Raw genomic sequence first — 14,774 nt, 5'->3', positions numbered from 1 at the left:
TGGCCACTCGTGTCTAGGCTGCACAGCAGAGAAGCCGGTACGCAGAGCGACTGTCCGGGTACCGCTCGGGGCCGTCCGGCTCGTACGCGGAGAGGTGGCGGCATGGAGGACGAGGAAGCGACGGCGGTACTCAAGGCGGTGGGCCGCCAGATCAAGGCGTGGCGCGAGGCGGCGGGCATGACCCAGGCGGAGCTGGGCGCGGCCATCGGGTACGGCGAGGAGATGGTGTCGTCGGTCGAGCGGGGGCGGCGCGTCCCGAAGCCGGAGTTCCTGGACGCGGCCGACGAGGCGCTCGGGGCGGGCGGCAAGATCGCGGCGATGAAGAAGGACGTGGAGGAGGCCCGGTACCCGAAGAAGGTGCGGGACCTGAAGAAGCTGGAGGAGGAGTCGGTCGAGCTGGGGGCCTACGCCAGCCTTCACGTCCACGGGTTGCTGCAAACCCCGGAGTACGCCCAGGCGCTGTACGAGATGCGGCTGCCCGCGTACTCGGAGGATGAGATCGAGAGTCATGTAGCAGCACGCATGGCTCGGAAGTCCGTCTTCGAGCGCACTCCTCGGCCACATCTCACGTTCGTCCAGGAAGAGGTGACATTGCGGCGGCCGATCGGGGGCAGACTGGTTCTGCGGCGCCAGCTCGAACACCTGTTGGAGGTCGGCAGGTTGAGGCACGTGGAGATCCAGGTGATGCCGACGGACTGCGAGGATCACGCGGGCATGGCCGGGCCGCTTCGCCTGCTGAAATTGCGCGACGGCAAGACGCTGGGGCATTCCGAAGCCCAGCTCCACAGTCGCGTGATCAGCGATCCCCGGGAAGTCCAGATCCTGGAGATGCGCTATGGAATGATCCGGGCGCAGGCTCTCACGCCCCGTGAGTCACTCGCGTTCATCAAGAAAGTGCTGGGAGACGAGACATGACGGCCGAGCTGGCGTGGTTCAAAAGCAGCTACAGCAGCAACGACGGACCCGACTGCGTCGAAGTAGCGCTGGAGTGGCAGAAGAGCAGCTACAGCGGCAACGACGACGCGGACTGCGTCGAGGTCGCCCAGGAGTGGCGCAAGAGCAGCCACAGCGGCAACGACGGGCCCGAGTGCGTTGAGGTGGCGATAGCCCCCGCCACGGTCCACATCCGCGACTCCAAGAACAAGAACGGAGCCCAGGTGGCCGTCGGAGGCGCGGCCTGGGCTCCGTTCGTCGGCTTCGCCGCGGGGGCTCAGACCGTGTAGGCGGTCCAGCCGACGGTCTCCGTGACGTGCTTGCCGTCCGCGCTGACGCCGCCGCCGAGGATCTCGTTGAAGCGGATCTTGAAGCCGGTGCGGGTCACGTCGTGCAGGCGGACGCCGGGGGTCTCGGGCCCGTTGAAGGTCTGCACGGTGACCTGGACGACGACGTCCGACCCGGTGGGGAACGGGGTGGGGAAGGTGACCTGGTTGAAGGTGTCGGTCTTCCCGCCCTGGGTTTCGGTGGAGTGGGACGAGTCCATGGTCAGCTTGCCGCTCTGGGTCATGCTCATGGTGGTACCCCTCTCTCGCACCCGCGGGAGTGCCGGGCGGCACTCCCGGTTTGCCCCTGTGCGAGGAGGGAGTCAAGCAGCGGGACGGCGGTCCGCAAAGGGCGCTTTCGGGACATTCGCCCGAGGGGCGGCGGCACCCTGAGATCCGTCAGGGTGTTCCCTGATCTTCGCTGGCGGCCGTTGCCGGGGTGTTCGGGCGGCGCGCACACTGGGGGCATGGGAGACGAGAGCACCGGAGCATCCGCCCTGGCAGCCGGGCTGCGGGTGTCGCACGAGGACCGGGACCAGGCGGTGGAGATCCTCAGGTTCGCGGCGGGCAGCGGCCGGCTGACGGCGGCGGAGCTGGACGAGCGCGTGGAGGCGGCGCTCGCGGCGAAGACCGTCGGCGACCTCCGGGACCTGACGGCGGACCTTCCGCTGGAGGGCCTGCCGCCGCAGCCGCGCGAGGTGCTCCGGATAGACCAGCGCTTCGGGGACGCCAAGCGCGCGGGGCGGTGGCGGGTGCCGCGCCGGATGGAGGTGCGGCTGATGTTCGGGGACCTGAAGCTGGACTTCACCGAGGCCGTGATCGCGCACAGCACGCTGGAGATCGAGGTGGACCTGCGCGTGGGCGGCGATCTGACGCTGGTGGTGCCGCCGGGCGTCGTCGTCGACGCGGACGGGATCACCAAGAGCCGTGGCGACATCAAGCTCCCCCCGGTCCCGGGCCCGGAGACGCCGATACGCCTGCGCGTCCTGCTCTCCGGCACGTCGACCGGCGGCGACATAGTGGCCCGCCCGCCCCGCCGCCTGCCCTGGCAGCGCCGCGGCAAGCCTGGCTCAGTCAACACGGGCTGACCCCGAGATCGTGCAAGCTCCTGCAAGTCATGGGCACTGCCACGGTGGCTGAGGGCAGGCTTGGGCCCGGGGGCCTGAGTCCCCCGACTGCGAGTCAGCGTGCCATTCTTCGCGGAGGTGGGCAGCGGTGGAGGAACCGACGTTTGAGGACCTGTTCCGGCAGGCCAAGCACTCCGCCGTGCACCTGGAGATGCGCGACGGGTACATGCGGTCCGACCCGGAGTTCATCTCCTGGTCCCGGGACCCTCGCAGTGTTCCGGCGCAGCACGACCCGGTCTCGCGCTCTTGGCTCTCCCTGATGACGGAGACCACCGATCGCGGCGTTGTCGTACGCCGGGCCCGGATCTTCTCGGAACCGATGAGCGACTACCTACGGTTCGAGCACCACCTCACCCCGGGCAACATGGCAGCCGGAGAACAGGTCCGCTGGCTGCCACGGCGCAGGGCCTCGGACTTGGCGCTGCCCGGCAACGACTTCTGGCTCTTCGACGACGCGCTGGTCCTGTTCCTGCACTTCACGGGCGAGGGAGAACTGTCCCCCGAGGGCGACGAGGAGCGCACGCGCGATCCGGACGCCGTGCGCCTCTGTTCCGCGGCCTTCGAGTCCGTATGGAACCGCGCCATCCCACATGAGGAGTACCAGCCGGTCTGAACCGGGTCCGATGTGCCCGGCCCGGGTTTCCTGTTCTCTCAACCGGGTCTCCTTGACCCGCCTGTCGCAGCGTCGCGAGGATCGAACAGGACACCCGACCAAGCCTGGGGGCAGCCCGTGAAGCTCAACCGGCTCGCAAGCGAGTGCGACGAAGGCCCGTGCCCGACAGTGTGGGCCGTAGAGGGCACGGAGAACGTCTTGGTGCAGGGCTTCAAGGTGGACGACGATGAAGCACTCAGCGCCATGCGACTACCGAACAACGAGACCGCCGTACGTATCCCCATGTCCCTGCTTCTGAGGGTGGCCCGTGAACATCTCGCCTGAAGACTTCGGGAACCTGTTCAAGGAGTTTCAGAGGGAAGCCTTCCGCCTCGAAACCCTGGACGACTATGCAAAGTCGGGCGGAGTGGAAGCCTATCAGGCGTTTCTAGCCGGTAGGTCACAACCGGAGGAGTACAAGCGAGCCGGTTGGGTCACTACTGTTCGTGATGCCGTGCAATCCGGTAAACGCATGTACCGGGTTCACATCCTCTCCCGGCCCTTGACCGACTATCTGCGGTTTGAGCTCGGTTGGGGCTATGTCCGCAACCAGGCAGCCGGAGAAGAGTTCTTCATTCTCGACACCACAGAATCGAAGAACCCACTGGAGGGTGTGCCTGACTTCTGGGCGTTCGATGAACGTACCGTCGTCACCATGCACTACGGCGACGGCGGAGAATTCCTGGGAGCCGAGCTGATCCCGGAAGGACGAGCCCAGGAATGGCTGGAACGTCGAGACTCTGCGATGCGCAGCGCTGCCCCCTTCCGTGACTGGTGGGAGCAGCACAAGCCGGCGTGAACCACATCAACATCGGTCGGGCCCTACGGGAACTGCGAGAGGCCAGCGGGAAGCAGGCCATGGCGGTCGCCCGTAGCGCCGTCATGTCTCCGAGCAAGCTCAGCAAGATCGAGCACGAGGTACTCACTCCGAGCCTCATCGACGTGGAGCGCCTCCTCACGGCCTTGGAGGTCTCGGAGGAGGTCAAGTCCCGGCTGACCGAGGCGGCCCGCAAGGCGGCCACCGAGGCCACAGCGTGGCGCATATACCGCCGCACAGGGCTCCACAAGCACCAGGATGAGATCAGGGCCATGGAGGCTCAGACAAGCCTCATGCGGCTTTTTCAGCCCGCCTGTGTCCCCGGCCTGCTCCAGACTCCGGAGTACGCCCGCGCCGTATTCGGCAGGCACGACTACACGGAGGGGGCCCTGGAGAAGATGATGGGCTCACGTCTCCTGCGTCAGGAAGTTCTCTACGACGTCTCGCGCACATTCCGTTTCGTGGTCACCGAATCCGTACTTCGATGGCAGATCGTTCCGCCCCGCATGCTGGCAGCCCAGCTGGACAAGCTCATCACTATGTCGAGGATGCCCAACGTGAGCATTGGGGTTCTTCGTTTGTCGGCACCTATGACCGACCTGCCCAGCTGCTCGTTCGCCCTCTTCGACACCAGCCTGGCCATTATCGAGATCCCGCATGCCGAGGTAACCACCAGCGATGCCAGAGACGTTGAGCTGTACGCCAGGAAGTTCGAAGGGTTCGAAGGCGCGGCCGTGACGGGTGAGGAAATGCGAACCCTCGTAGCAGGAATCAGGGATGACTTCTTGAGAGAACAGGAAACGGGCTAGAGGTTGCCCCTCGGCAGTCCGAGGATGTACCCATGCCGACCGAATCGAAGAACCCTCGACAGAAGAACCCCGCAGCGTTGGCGAATGGCCCCCGTCCCAAGCCGTCGGGAGGCACTGCGATGACAGACCTGTACAGCCTCTCCATCCCCGAGACCGCCGTCTTCAGCAAGGCCTGTGGCGGTCCCTGCACCGAAGGATGCGTCACCCTCACCAAGATCGGTGAGGACGCATGGGCACTGGGCGACAGCAAGGAGCCCGGCATGGCGCCCCTGCGCTTCACCACGGAGGAACTGGACGCGGCCGGTATCGACCCGGCCCGCTTCACCGTCTCGGTCTGACAGTCCCCCTCACTGCCTGGCGGTCTCTGCTCTCCGGGGAGGGCGGGGGCCGCCTTGAACCGCTCGGGACGGGAAGAGCAGTTGCACCACCACGGATACATCTGGACCGGCGACAGGAAGCGGTTCGACCAGGAGGGGCACAGGCGGCCTCCGCACCTCACCCCTCCGCCGCCACCCGCAGGTGCCGACGACACGGACGGGATCAGACTCAACCACCGGTACAGGGAAGCAGCGGCAGAGTTCCGTACGGGACCGCTGCCTCCATTGGAGACAGCCCTATGGCTCATGAAGCCCGGAAGCCTGGTCCAAGGCACCTGGGACGAGCCGAAGGAGGCCGCGGAGTGGCTCGGGGGACGGCTCACGGAGTACGCACCCCGGTTCATGTCCGAGACGGATCGTGACAGCACACGCCTGGCGATACTGGTCAACTCTGCTGCCGAGACTCTCGGGTGGGGTGGAGACGTGTCCCACGGCTTCTATCTGGAACGCCCCTCGTACCTGTCGCTGGCCCTGGTCTGCTGCTCCCCGAACAAGGCTGGACCGGACCTGTCCTGCCCGCTGGGCCGACCGGCCCCGGCGGGCTGAGCCGGGGCTTCCGTTTCTCCTCGTTCAGGATCGTGCAACCCTCGCGTCACCTCGGCTGTCTCCTGTCTGTCGGCTCTTGATCAAGAAGGGCCACCAGTCACAGGAGGAACAGTGCGTCGCTCCCTCGTCGTCGCCATCGCCGCCGCCGCTCTCGCCGCACCACTGGCGATGGGCATGGGCACCGCGTCCGCCGCACCCCAGGCGAGGGCGGCCGCGGCCCCCGTCGTCGACTTCGACAAGGACGGCTATGCCGACCTCGTGCTCGGCGCCCCGCACGCGACGGTCGGCGGCAAGCAGGAAGCCGGGTACGTGGCCGTGGTGTACGGGTCCAGGAGCGGGGCGGACCAGGCGCACCGGAAGATCATCGACAGGTCGAGCGCGGGCGTGCCCGGGGAGGTCGGCGAGCACGGCGCCTTCGGCCAGGAGCTGACCACCGCCGACCTCGACGGGGACGGGTACACGGACCTGGTCGTGGGCTCGTACACGGGCGCCACCGTGGTGCTCTGGGGCTCCGCCGCCGGGCTCACGGACGCGGCCGCCGAACTGCCGGGCGCGGGCGGGTCGCTGGCCACCGGCGACTTCGACGGTGACGGGCACCGCGACCTGGTGACGCAGGAGTACAAGTCCGCGCCCGAGAGCGACGACACGGGCATGACCGTCTCGTACGGGCCGTTCACGCGCGGCGGCGAGGCGGCCAGGAAGGACGCGATCGGGTTCGGCTCCTTCCGCGAGCTCGGCGACTTCGTCGCGGGCGACCTGGACGGCGACGGCGTCGACGACCTCGTCACCAGCCACGGCTTCGAGGACCGGGCGTACGGCAGCCGGTTCTGGAAGGGCTCCAAGGCCGGTCTCGGCCACACGTACAAGGGCGTCAAGGCCTCCGTGGGCGGCGCCGTCGCGGACGTGGACGGCGACGGCTACGGCGACTTCGTCACCCGCGACAACGGCACGAGCAACGAGGACAACGACACCGAGGCGGGCACCGTCCGCGTCGACTACGGCAGCAAGGACGGCCCCGCCGCCCTCCGCAGCGTGAAGATCACCCAGGACAGCCCGGGCGTCCCGGGCGTCGGCGAGACGGGCGGGTACGTCGGCGACGAGTTCAACAGCGGCGACCAGTTCGGCGCCTCGATCAGCGCGGGCGACGTCAACGGCGACGGCTACGCCGACATCGCCGTCGGCATCCCCGGCGAAGACGTCACCACCGCTGGAAAGAACGTTCTGGACAGCGGCAGCTTCGTTCTCCTCAAGGGCGCCAAGAGCGGCCTCAGCGGCACCGGAGCGCAGGCCTTCACCCAGACCACGGCGGGCGTGCCCGGCGCGTCCGAGAAGGGCGACCGCTTCGGCGCGGGCGTCCTGCTCGCCGACGTCAACGGCGACAAGAAGGCCGACCTGACGGTCACCGCGCCCTGGGAGGACGGCACGTACCAGGACTCGGGCGCGGCCTGGGTGTTCAAGGGCGCCGCCACCGGCCTGACGACGGCCGGGATCGCCTCCTTCGGCCCGGCCGCGCTCGGCGCCCCTCAGAAGGAAGCCCGCCTGGGCGAGCGCCTCGCGCGCTAGCCCCGCACCACCCCCGACACGCGACCACCCCGTACGCACACCAACAGGAGAAACAGTGCGCCGCTCCCTCATCGCAGCCGTCGCGGCGGCCGCGGTCGCCGTACCGCTCACGCTCACCGCGACGGGCACCGCGTCCGCAGCGCCCAGGCCCCCCAAGGCGCCGGTGACGGACTTCAACAAGGACGGGTACGCCGACCTCGCGTTCAGCGCCGCGTACGGCTCCGCCGGAGGCAAGAAGGGCGCCGGGTACGTCGCCGTCGTGTACGGGTCCAAGAACGGGCCCGACCGCGCGCACCCGCGCCTCATCGACCGCACCACCCCGGGCGTCCCCGGTGACGCCCGTGAGGACGACCTGTTCGGCAGCGAACTGGTCGTGGGCGACTTCAACAAGGACGGCTACACCGACCTCGTCGCCGGCGGGCACCCCCTGACCAAGGCGGTCCTCCTGTGGGGCTCCGCCGCCGGTCTGACCGGGACCTCCGGCGAAGTCGCCAACGGGGCCTACGGCAACATCACGGCCGGGGACTTCGACGGCGACGGGAACCGCGACCTGGTCAACGAGGTGTACCCGGAGCACGGCAACGACGTGGCGACCCTGACCGTCTCCTACGGCCCGTTCACGGCCCAGGGCCACCCGGCCAGGAAGAAGGCCGTGCGCGTCCCGACGGAGCCCGGCCTCCTGGACCTCGTGGCCGGGGACCTGAACGGCGACGGCGTCGACGACCTCGTCACCAACAACGGCGACGAGGACGGCCCGCTCGCGAGCCGCTTCTGGAAGGGGACGAGGAACGGCCTCAGCGGCACCTCCGCGAAGGCCCTCAAGCCCTCCCGGGGAGGCGTCGTCGCGGACGTCGACGGCGACGGCTACGGCGACTTCGTCACCCGCGCGGTCAGCGGCGACGGCGAGGCGCAGTCCGACGACAAGGGCACCGTCCGCGTCGACTACGGCAGCAAGAACGGGCCCGCCGCCACCCGCAGCGTGAAGATCACCCAGGACAGCCCGGGCGTGCCCGGCGCGGGCGAGCGGGGCGGCCCCGTCCCCGGCGCGGACGGCGAGTACCACCGCGGCGACCAGTTCGGCGCCTCGATCGGCGCGGCCGACGTCAACGGCGACGGCTACGCCGACATCGCCGTCGGCATCCCCGGCAAGGACGTCACCACCGGCGGCAAGAAGGCCTACGACACGGGCGGCGTCGTCCTGCTGAAGGGTGCCAGGAGCGGCCTCAGCGGCAAGGGCGCGCAGTCCTTCACCCAGTCCACGGCAGGCGTTCCGGGCGTGTCCGAGACGGGTGACGGCTTCGGCTCCGAAGTCCTGCTCTCCGACGTCGACGGCGACAAGAAGGCCGACCTGACCGGCACTGCGCCCCTGGAGGACACCACCGTGCAGGACGTGGGCGCCGCCTGGGTCCTCAAGGGCACGAAGTCCGGCCTGACGGCCACCGGCAGCACGTCCTTCGGCCCCGCCGCCCTGGGCGCCCCGGACGAGCGCTCCTACTTCGGCGCCTGGGTGGGCCGCTGACCCTGCCCCGGCCCCGGACGTCCGGGGCCGGGGCCCGGGCCGGGGAGTGCAACGGCCCGCCGTACGCCCCGTCTTCACCGGTGTGCAACCGTCCCTTCGCCTCGCGGGTCTCCCCCAGTGCACCGGCGCAACTCACATCAGCCACAGGAGGATCCGTGCGACGCTCTCTCACCGCAGCCATCACAGCCGTCGCGGCGACCGCGGTAGCCCTACCGCTCGCCGTCGGCGGCACGGCGCACGCCGCCGCGCCCGCCGCGCCGGCACCCCGCGTCCCCGTCACCGACTTCAACCACGACGGGTACGCCGACCTCGCGGTCTCCGCGCCGTACGCCACCGTCGGCGGCAAGACGAACGCCGGGTACGTCGCCGTCGTCTACGGCTCGAAGAACGGGCCCGACCGGGCGCACCCGAAGATCCTCGACCGGGGCACGGCCGGGGTGCCGGGCGAGATCGAGAAGGACGGCACCTTCGGCACGCTGGTGACCGTCGGGGACCTCGACGGGGACGGGTTCACCGACCTCGTCGTGGGCAGCGGGTACAGCGACAGGCTGGTCACCCTGTGGGGGTCGAAGGACGGCCTCACCGGCGCCGCCCAGGAACTGCCCGCCACCTCCGCCGGGTTCACCACCGGGGACTTCGACGGCGACGGCCACCGCGACCTCGTCAGCAACGACTACCCGGACAACGACGAGGACGAGGAGGGGATGACCGTCTCGTACGGCCCCTTCACGCGCGACGGCAAGCCCCAGCGGCAGGAGGCCATCCACACCAGCCAGACGTTCGGTCCCGCCTACCTCGTCCCCGGCGACCTGAACGGCGACGGCATCGACGACCTCGTCACCGCCCACGGCTTCGAGGAGAGCGCCTACCCCAGCCGCTTCTGGAAGGGCACCAAGGACGGGCTCACCGGCACCACCCAGAAGCTCAAGTCCTCCCTCGGCGGCGCCGTCGCGGACGTCGACGGCGACGGCTACGGCGACTTCGTCACCCGCGACAACGGCACCAGCAACGACGACAACGAGAGCGACAAGGGCACCGTCCGCGTCGACTACGGCAGCAAGAACGGGCCCGCCGCCACCCGCACCAAGAAGATCACCCAGGACTCGCCGGGCGTGCCCGGCGTCGGCGAGACCGGGGACCAGTTCGGCTCCGACATCAGCGCGGGCGACGTCAACGGCGACGGCTACGCCGACATCGCCGTCGGCGTGCCCGGCGAGGACATCGGCAGCGGCTCCGCGAAGGTCTCCGACGCCGGGTCCTTCGTCCTCCTCAAGGGCTCCCGCACCGGGCTCAGCGGCACCGGTGCCCAGGCCTTCGACCAGTCCAAGCCCGGGGTTCCCGGGGCCTCCGAGAAGCGCGACTACTTCGGGAACCGGGTGCTGCTGTCCGACGTCGACGGGGACGGGAAGGACGACCTGACCGTCACCGCGCGCGGTGAGGACGGCGCGTACAAGGACTCCGGCGCCGCCTGGCACTTCCCCGGCACGCGCGCCGGAGTCACCACGACCGGCCTCGTCTCCTTCGGCCCGAAGACCCTCGGCGCCCCGGAGGCCAACGCCACGTTCGGCCAGGACGTGGGCCGCTACTGAGGCACCCCCCGCTTTCCGGCGCTCCGCGCCTCGTCCTCAAACGCCGGACGGGCTGGAAGATCCAGCCCCTCCGGCGTTTGAGGAGCGGGGTCTGGGGCGGAGCCCCAGTTTCGGGAAGGGGCGGGATTGGGGAAGCCCCCGGCAGGGCCTACGCGTCGAGGACCGGCAGCAACTCCGGCAGGTGGCCGTCCGACGCGGCGGCCGCCTGGACGCGCTCGTCGGGGACCTCGCCGTACAGGGTGGTGCGCGGCCTCGCGGGCCGCCCCGCGGCCTCGGCGATGGCGACGAGGTCCTTCACGGACCGGTACGAGCCGTAGCTGGAGCCCGCCATCCGGGAGATGGTCTCCTCCATCAGCGTCCCGCCGAGGTCGTTCGCACCGGAGCGCAGCATCTCCGCGGCCCCTTCGGTGCCGAGCTTGACCCAACTGGTCTGGATGTTGGGGATGTGCGGGTGGAGCAGGAGCCGGGCCATGGCGGTCACCGCGCGGTTGTCGCGGATGGTGGGGCCGGGACGGGCGATGCCCGCGAGGTAGACGGGCGCGTTCGTGTGGATGAAGGGCAGCGTCACGAACTCCGTGAAGCCGCCGGTCTCCTGCTGGATCCCGGCCAGCGTGCGCAGATGGCCGAGCCAGTGCCGGGGCTGGTCGACGTGGCCGTACATCATCGTGGACGAGGAGCGCAGGCCCACCTCGTGGGCGGTCTTGATGACCTCGATCCACGTCGCCGCCGGGAGCTTGCCCTTGGTCAGGATCCAGCGGACCTCGTCGTCGAGGATCTCGGCGGCCGTGCCGGGGACGGAGTCGAGGCCGGACTCCTTGGCGCGCAGGAGCCACTCGCGGATCGAAAGGCCCGTGCGGGTCGCGCCGTTGACGACCTCCATGGGCGAGAAGGCGTGCACGTGCAGGCCGGGCACCCGCTCCTTCACGGCCGCGGCGATGTCGAAGTACGCGCTTCCCGGCAGGTCGGGGTGGATGCCGCCCTGCATGCACACCTCGACCGCGCCGACGTCCCAGGCCTGGGCCGCGCGGTCGGCGACCTGTGACAGGGACAGGGTGTAGGCGTCGGCGTCGGTGCGGCGCTGCGCGAAGGCGCAGAAGCGGCAGCCCGTGTAGCAGACGTTCGTGAAGTTGATGTTCCGCGTGACGATGTACGTGACGTCGTCGCCGACCACGGACTTGCGGACGTCGTCGGCGACGGAGCAGAGCGCGTCCAGGGCGGGGCCGTCCGCGTGCAGCAGCACGAGGGCCTCGGCGTCGGTGAGGCGCGTCGGGTCGTCGGCGGCCGTGGCGAGGGCGGAGCGGACGTCGCCGTCGAGGCGGGAGGGCACCATGCCGGGCGCGGCCTGCTCGCGCAGCGCCTCCCAGTCGCCGTACACCTCGTCGAAGTCGTCGCGGCGGTCGGCGGTGCGGCCCTCCGTGTCGATGGTGCGGTGCAGATCGGTGCGGCCGGACGACGCCACGTACCCCTCGTCGGGCTCCTGCCAGGGCAGGCCCCGGACCGGGGCGTCCGGGTCCGCGAGCCCCGTCTCCGGGTCGGCGAGCGCCCGCACGTGCGGCAGCAGGCGCGGGTCGAGCCACGGTTCGCCCCGCCGCACGAACTCGGGGTAGACGCAGAGGCGCTCGCGCAGCTCGAAGCCCTCGGCCGCCGACTGCTCGGCGAGCGCCTCGATCTGCGGCCAGGGCTTCTCCGGGTTGACGTGGTCGATGGTGAGCGGCGAGACGCCGCCCCAGTCGTCGATCCCGGCGCGGATGAGCCGGGCGTACTCGCCGTCGACGAGGTTCGGCGGGGCCTGGATGCAGCCGGAGGGGCCCATGATGTGCCGGGCGACGGCGACCGTGGCGACCAGGTCGTCGATCTCGGCGTCCGGCATGCCGCGCATCGCCGTGTCCGGCTTGGCGCGGAAGTTCTGGATGATCAGCTCCTGCACGCCGTGGTACGACCGGGCCACGCGGCGCAGCGCGAACAGCGAGTCCGCGCGCTCCTCGTACGTCTCGCCGATGCCGATGAGCAGCCCGCTGGTGAAGGGCACGGAGGAGCGGCCCGCGTCTTCGAGGACGCGCAGCCGCACGGCCGGTTCCTTGTCAGGCGAGCCGTGGTGCGGGCCGCCCGGCTCCGACCACAGCCGCTCGGCGGTGGTCTCCAGCATCATGCCCATGGAGGGGGCGACCGGCTTGAGCCGCTGGAAGTCGGTCCAGGACATCACCCCGGGGTTGAGGTGGGGCAGCAGGCCCGTCTCCTCCAGGATGCGGATCGATATGGCCCGTACGTACGCGATCGTGTCGTCGTAGCCGTGCGCGTCCAGCCACTCGCGGGCCTCGGGCCAGCGGTCCTCGGGCTTGTCGCCGAGGGTGATGAGGGCTTCCTTGCAGCCGAGCGCGGCGCCCTTGCGGGCGATGTCCAGAACCTCGTCCGGAGACATGAACATCCCGTGCCCGGCCCGGCGCAGCTTGCCCGGCACGGTGACGAACGTGCAGTAGTGGCACTTGTCCCGGCACAGCCGGGTGAGCGGGACGAACACGCTCTTCGAGTACGTGATGACCCCCGCGCGCCCCGCCGCCTCCAGACCCGCGTCGCGCACCCGGGCCGCCGAGGCCGCCAGGTCCTCCAGGTCGTCGCCGCGCGCCTGGAGCAGCACGGCGGCCTCCGCCGCGTCCAGCGCGACCCCGTCCCTGGCCCGCCGCAGGGCCCGCCGCATGGCGTTGGCTGTGGGACGTCCGTCCTCGGGGGGCTGTGCGCTGTTGGTCATGTCCTTGAGCATACGAGCGACAACACGCGACACCCACAGACACTTCCGCCAGGTCGGGACGGTCTCGCGGGCACCGGCGCGGCCACCCCGGAGCGCCCCCCTCGTCCCCGGGCGGCAACCTGTCGATCCCCTTCCCTTACAAGGGAGTTCACGGCTCAATACCAGAGTTGCAGGCACCACTCACGTGTCGTCGTCACCGTCGCCACCGACTCCGGGGAGCATCCATGTGCCAGGACGAAGGCCACCTGAACAGACGGGCGCTGCTCGTGACGGGCGCGGCCACGGCCCTTACGTTGGGAACCGTGAGCTTCGCAGACGACGCGGGGGCCGCCGAACGGCGCTCCGGCAAGGAGACGAAGACCGTCAGGGGCACGCTGCCCACCGGCGCACCGGACTTCGTGTACCTCCCGGTGGACGTGCCGCGCGGCGTGCGGGAGATCCACGTCGCCTACGCCTACGAGAAGCCGCCCGTCCCCGCGGGCACCGCCGGCAACGCCCTGGACATCGGCATCTTCGACGAGCGCGGCACGGACCTCGGCGGCAAGGGCTTCCGCGGCTGGTCCGGCGGCGCCCGCACGGAGTTCTTCGTGCGCGCCGACGACGCGACCCCCGGCTATCTGCCGGGACCGGTGCGCGCGGGCCGCTGGCACATCGCGCTCGGCCCGTACACGGTGGCCCCGCAGGGCCTGCCGTACGAGGTGACCATCACCCTCACCTACGGCGAGCCCGGCACCACCCCGAAGCCGTCGTACCCGCCGGAGCGGGCGAAGGGCCGGGGCCGCGCCTGGTACCGGGGCGACTGCCACCTGCACACCTGGTACTCCGACGGGCGCCGCACCCCCGCCGAGATCGGGGCGCTCGCCCGCGCGGCGGGCCTGGACTTCATCAACACCTCCGACCACAACACGCACTCGTCGCACGCCCACTGGTCCGATGTCGCCGGCGACGACCTGCTCGTCCTGCTGGGCGAGGAGATCACCACCCGCAACGGCCACGTCCTCGCGATCGGCACCGAGCCCGGCACCTTCGTCGACTGGCGCTACCGGGCCCGCGACAACCGCTTCGGCCACTACGCCCGCGCCGTGCGCCGCTCCGGCGGCCTCGTGGTGCCCGCCCACCCGCACGCCACCTGCGTCGGCTGCAACTGGAAGTTCGGCTTCGGCGAGGCGGACGCGGTCGAGGTGTGGAACGGCGCCTACTCCCCCGAGGACGAGGTCGCCCTCTCCGAGTGGGACAACGCCCTGGTGGCGGCCGCGCGCGGCGGGCGCCGCTGGACTCCCGCGATGGGCAACAGCGACGCCCACCGCGACCCGGACCCGGTGGGCCGCCCGCAGACCGTCGTCCTCGCCGACGACCTGACCCGCGAGGCCGTCCAGGAGGGCATCCGCGCGGGCCGCTCCTACATCGCCGAGGCCAAGGAGGTCGAGCTGACCTTCTCCGCGGCGGGCGGCAAGGGCCGCCACGCGGGCATCGGCGAGCGCCTGCGCGTGGACGCCGACGACCCGGTGACGGTGCGCCTGGACGTCAAGGGCGCCCCCGGCTGCGTCATCCGCTTCGTCACCGACCAGGGCGTCCTGTTCACCGGCCCGCCCATCGACGACACCGGCACCGGCTCCGCCGAGTGGCGGACCACGGCCTCCTACGCCGCCTACGTACGCGCCGAAGTCCGCAAGCCCCAGCTGACCCCGCCCCTCCCGGGCCCCATGCGGGCCCTCACGAACCCGATCTTCCTGGGCCGCTGATCACCGCCCGGCCGAGGCACCCACGCGT

At 70.6% G+C, this 14,774-nt stretch carries 14 protein-coding genes; 12 read left to right on the top strand and 2 right to left on the bottom strand.

The annotated features are described in order from the left end of the window. Positions 1-102 precede the first annotated feature (102 nt). Both AC5WAM_RS23290 and AC5WAM_RS23285 read left to right on the top strand, forming a co-directional pair. Positions 103-915, top strand: coding sequence for a helix-turn-helix domain-containing protein (locus tag AC5WAM_RS23290; protein WP_495518681.1), 813 nt, complete (start codon positions 103-105; stop codon positions 913-915). Continuing rightward, positions 912-1,223 carry a DUF397 domain-containing protein gene (locus AC5WAM_RS23285; protein ID WP_495518680.1) on the top strand — a complete coding sequence of 104 codons (312 nt, stop codon included), beginning with the start codon at positions 912-914 and terminating at the stop codon, positions 1,221-1,223. Before AC5WAM_RS23290 ends, AC5WAM_RS23285 begins: the two co-directional genes overlap by 4 nt. Here AC5WAM_RS23285 and AC5WAM_RS23280 read toward each other — a convergent pair. After that, entirely contained in the window at positions 1,211-1,510 is a 300-nt protein-coding gene (locus tag AC5WAM_RS23280; RefSeq protein ID WP_138960284.1) for a hypothetical protein, read from the bottom strand. The two genes, AC5WAM_RS23285 and AC5WAM_RS23280, sit on opposite strands and share 13 nt — an antisense overlap. Positions 1,511-1,726: 216 nt before the next feature. Here AC5WAM_RS23280 and AC5WAM_RS23275 point away from each other — a divergent pair, with 216 nt between their 5' ends. The 9 genes from AC5WAM_RS23275 to AC5WAM_RS23235 all read left to right on the top strand — a co-directional run bounded on the left by AC5WAM_RS23275 (position 1,727) and on the right by AC5WAM_RS23235 (position 10,258). Further along, positions 1,727-2,347: a DUF1707 SHOCT-like domain-containing protein gene (locus AC5WAM_RS23275; RefSeq protein ID WP_495518679.1), complete on the top strand. Its 621-nt coding sequence runs from the start codon at positions 1,727-1,729 to the stop codon at positions 2,345-2,347. 127 nt (positions 2,348-2,474) lie between these two features. After that, positions 2,475-2,999, top strand: a complete 525-nt coding sequence (locus tag AC5WAM_RS23270) for a DUF6879 family protein (protein WP_495518678.1) — start codon at positions 2,475-2,477, stop codon at positions 2,997-2,999. Positions 3,000-3,306: 307 nt separating this feature from the next. Then, positions 3,307-3,837, top strand: coding sequence for a DUF6879 family protein (locus tag AC5WAM_RS23265; RefSeq protein WP_495518677.1), 531 nt, complete (start codon positions 3,307-3,309; stop codon positions 3,835-3,837). After that, entirely contained in the window at positions 3,834-4,664 is an 831-nt protein-coding gene (locus AC5WAM_RS23260) for a helix-turn-helix domain-containing protein (RefSeq protein ID WP_495518676.1), read from the top strand. The genes AC5WAM_RS23265 and AC5WAM_RS23260 overlap by 4 nt, the downstream gene beginning before the upstream one ends. A gap of 119 nt (positions 4,665-4,783) precedes the next feature. Continuing rightward, positions 4,784-5,002 (top strand): DUF397 domain-containing protein, encoded by a 219-nt coding sequence (locus tag AC5WAM_RS23255; protein WP_495518675.1) that lies wholly within the window; start codon positions 4,784-4,786, stop codon positions 5,000-5,002. A gap of 81 nt (positions 5,003-5,083) precedes the next feature. After that, positions 5,084-5,587, top strand: coding sequence for a hypothetical protein (locus tag AC5WAM_RS23250; RefSeq protein ID WP_495518674.1), 504 nt, complete (start codon positions 5,084-5,086; stop codon positions 5,585-5,587). Positions 5,588-5,698: 111 nt separating this feature from the next. After that, the gene (locus AC5WAM_RS23245) at positions 5,699-7,150 is read left to right on the top strand and encodes an FG-GAP-like repeat-containing protein (RefSeq protein ID WP_495518673.1); all 1,452 of its coding nucleotides are present in this window, start codon (positions 5,699-5,701) and stop codon (positions 7,148-7,150) included. A 55-nt stretch (positions 7,151-7,205) separates the two neighbouring features. Beyond that, entirely contained in the window at positions 7,206-8,669 is a 1,464-nt protein-coding gene (locus AC5WAM_RS23240) for an FG-GAP and VCBS repeat-containing protein (protein ID WP_495518672.1), read from the top strand. Between the two features lie 155 nt (positions 8,670-8,824). Beyond that, positions 8,825-10,258 carry an FG-GAP-like repeat-containing protein gene (locus AC5WAM_RS23235; RefSeq protein WP_495518671.1) on the top strand — a complete coding sequence of 478 codons (1,434 nt, stop codon included), beginning with the start codon at positions 8,825-8,827 and terminating at the stop codon, positions 10,256-10,258. A 148-nt stretch (positions 10,259-10,406) separates the two neighbouring features. On the opposite strand, the gene AC5WAM_RS23230 is transcribed toward AC5WAM_RS23235, so the two are convergent. Then, a complete protein-coding gene (locus tag AC5WAM_RS23230) occupies positions 10,407-13,004 on the bottom strand; it encodes a bifunctional FO biosynthesis protein CofGH (RefSeq protein ID WP_495518670.1) in 2,598 nt (865 codons plus the stop codon). Positions 13,005-13,228: 224 nt separating this feature from the next. Here AC5WAM_RS23230 and AC5WAM_RS23225 point away from each other — a divergent pair, with 224 nt between their 5' ends. Continuing rightward, positions 13,229-14,746 carry a CehA/McbA family metallohydrolase gene (locus tag AC5WAM_RS23225; protein WP_366795987.1) on the top strand — a complete coding sequence of 506 codons (1,518 nt, stop codon included), beginning with the start codon at positions 13,229-13,231 and terminating at the stop codon, positions 14,744-14,746. Positions 14,747-14,774 lie beyond the last annotated feature (28 nt).

The sequence above is a fragment of the Streptomyces sp. JLYT201 genome (assembly GCF_059448825.1).
This window is presented reverse-complemented; position numbering and strand designations above follow the sequence as displayed.